The sequence below is a fragment of the Streptomyces himastatinicus ATCC 53653 genome (assembly GCF_000158915.1).
Taxonomy (GTDB): domain Bacteria; phylum Actinomycetota; class Actinomycetes; order Streptomycetales; family Streptomycetaceae; genus Streptomyces; species Streptomyces himastatinicus.
Map to the genome: position 1 here is coordinate 9625407 of NZ_GG657754.1, position 2806 is coordinate 9628212.

1 protein-coding gene is annotated in these 2806 nt (G+C 74.9%); it reads right to left on the bottom strand.

Annotated elements, in window-relative coordinates; genetic code table 11:
* Positions 1 to 2806, bottom strand: a 2806-nt coding sequence (locus SSOG_RS40660) for an alginate lyase family protein (RefSeq protein ID WP_009720147.1), incomplete at both ends; no start/stop codon positions are given.

The window sequence follows — 2806 nt, forward strand, 5'->3', positions numbered from 1 at the left end:
GGGGGCCAGCGGGTCACGGGAGCAGACCACGAGGCCCACGTGGTACGGGGCGTCACCGAAGCCGGGGACGGTGCCCTCGGCGAGGGGAACCCAGGTGGCGCCGTCGTCGGTGGAGGCGGCCGCGGCGAAGGCGGTCCCGGTGCGCTTCAGCCGCAGCAGACAGGGCAGAGTGACGCGGCCGTCTCCGGTGAAGGCGGACGGGCCCGCCACCACCGGGCGCAGCATGAGCTGCGCGGTGGTCCCGCCGGTGACGATCGCCCCGGCCGCCTGGTCGAACGGCGACAGGGACTTGGCCATCAGCAGCCCGACCCGGTCGACGGCTGTGGCACCGATCCGCGAGACGAGCCGGGCGGTGAATTCGCAGTCGCCACTGACGTACCGGTGCGCGAACTGTCCCGTCATTCCCTGCCCGTTGACGGTGAGATCGGTCCCGGCGCCGCGCACGGTGAACGTCCCCGCGTCGTACGCGGTGCTCCCGGGGGTGCGGACGGCCACCACGCCGTACGTGCCGAAGGCGCGCTCGTCGAGGACCGGATCGCCGAGGTCGCCGTACGACCAGGGCGCGGGCGGCGGCGTGCCGATGTCGACGGTGAGGGTGCCGGTGGCGGTGCCGGACGCGTTGCCCGCGCCGGTGGTGAGCGTGAAGGTGCCGCTGGCCGAGGGCCGTCCGGAGACCAGCCCGGTGTGTTCGTCGACGCGCAGGCCATCGGGCAGGCCGCTCGCGGTGAACCGTACCGGTTCGTGCGTGGCGCTCAGGAGATGGCGGAACGGGACACCGCGGTTCGTGAACACCGTGTCGGCCGAGGTGAGTTGGGGAACCGCAGGGGTCGGCATGCGCGCGCTCGCGGGCGGTGAGAGCGGTCCGCGCCCGCCGCGGTTCGTCTTCGCCACCGCGTAGTGGTACGTCACCCCGGGGGTCCCGGTGGCGTCCGCGTACCGGATGCGGGTGCCGAAGCCGACCGGGCCGACGCCGGTGGCGACGGTCTCGTACGGGCCCCGGGCGCGTACGGCCCGCAGCACCGTGTACCGGGCCGCAAGGTCCGGATCGGTCCAGGCCAGCTCGATGGCGTCGGCCACGGCCCGCGCCCGCAGCCCGGTGGCGGTGCGCACCGGGCGGGGTACGGTCCACAGCGGCCCGGCCGGGGAGGCCACGGTGACGTTGTCGAAGGCGCCGGTGCCGGTCTCGGCGTACGCCTCGTCGACGCCCAGACAGGAGGACAGGGTGAGGCCCGCGTACGCGGTGCGCCCGAGCCGGACCTCGGTCGAGCCCACCTCGGTCCACCGCTCGCCGTCCGGGGAGATGGCGCCGGTGCAGCGGCCTCCGCGCCGGGTCACCCGCACCCAGTACGGGGCCCGCAGTCGGTAGCCGTCGCCCGCGCCCTCGACACAGGGGGCCTCCAGCGGCGTGGCCGACGCGGGCAGGGTGCCGAGGTCGGAGAGCGGGAACGCCGCGGCGGTGGTGATGGCCTGCCGCTGGGACGGTGGCACGGGCGTGCTGCCGGTGGCCGAGACGGGAGCCCCGGCCGAGCGGCGTACGGTCCACACCCCGCTCCAGGTGTGCAGCGGCAGCCCCTGGACCAGCATCGAGGCGTACGGGGCGGCCGCGTCGAGGGAGCCGCGAACCGTGACGCCGATCGTGGCGTACTGCGAGCTGAGCGGCCACACGATCCGTGCGGTGACCGTGCCGTCGCCGCGCAGCGGCAGATGCACCAGACGGCAGCTGTCCGCGGTGCCACCCGCCTCCAGGACGAAGCGCTCGCCGTCGAATGCGGCGGAGCCCGGAAGGCGCGGTGTGCCCACGTCCCGGGTCGACCAGGGCCCGGGCAGCCCGGCCGTCGCCGCCACCCAGCCGGAACTGCCGCTCGTGCCACGGGAGTTGGCAGCGCCGGCCGTGTAGTAGTAGGTCCGCCCCGCCCGCACGGTCCGGTCCGTGTACGCCGGTGTGGCGACCCCGGAGGCGATCGGTTCGTACGGCCCGTCGGGGCCGGTGGCGCGCCGGACCGTGTAGCCGGTCGCCCACGCGGACGGCAGCCACGCCAGGGTGACGGCGTGGCGGCCGCCGGTGGCGGTGAGCCCGGCGGGCGCCGTCGGCACGGCGGGGGTGGACTTCGCCCCCGCGTGGGTGAGCGTGCCCCAGCCCGGCAGGTCGTCGTTGCCGCCCTCGACGGCGCGGGCGCCGCCGGGACCGCGGAAGACCGCGCGCTTCGTATGCGGGGTGGCGAGGCCGCGTACGCCCGCGTAGTGCGCGTACGCCCTCTCGTAGATCGGTGGCAGGGTGCCGCGCGCCTTCTCCGACACCGATGTCTTGAGGTACTTGCCGGTGCGGTCCAGGTCGGGGGAGAAGCGGACGTCGTCGCCGAGGTTGTAGCGGGCGGCGTACTCGACGTTCGCCAGGATCCGGTCGCCGTCGAAGCCCCACAGGTCGACGCCCTGGTTCCAGGCCACTTGGGCGGCGTCGCCGAGCAGGCCGACCGCGAGCTGCTCATGGCCCTGGTCACGGCCGCTCTCCTGGCCCTGGCCCGCTGCCGTGACGACGCGGTGCCGGACGCTGCCGTTGCCCGCGCCGGCCGCCGCGTACCGCAGCGCGTCCTCGAAGAGCGTCGGCTCCTCGCAGAACACCCCGATGGCCAGGACGGTCTGGACCGCCGTGAGGTCCCAGTTGCCGTTGGCGTAGAGCATGTAGCCGGACACCGCCGGATACCAGACGCGCAGAAAGGACTCCTCGCAGCGCGTGACGGCCGCCGTGTCCCAGCCGTCGTAGCCAGTGTGCCGCAGCAGCTCGGCCGCGTTGACGAACAGGAACGCC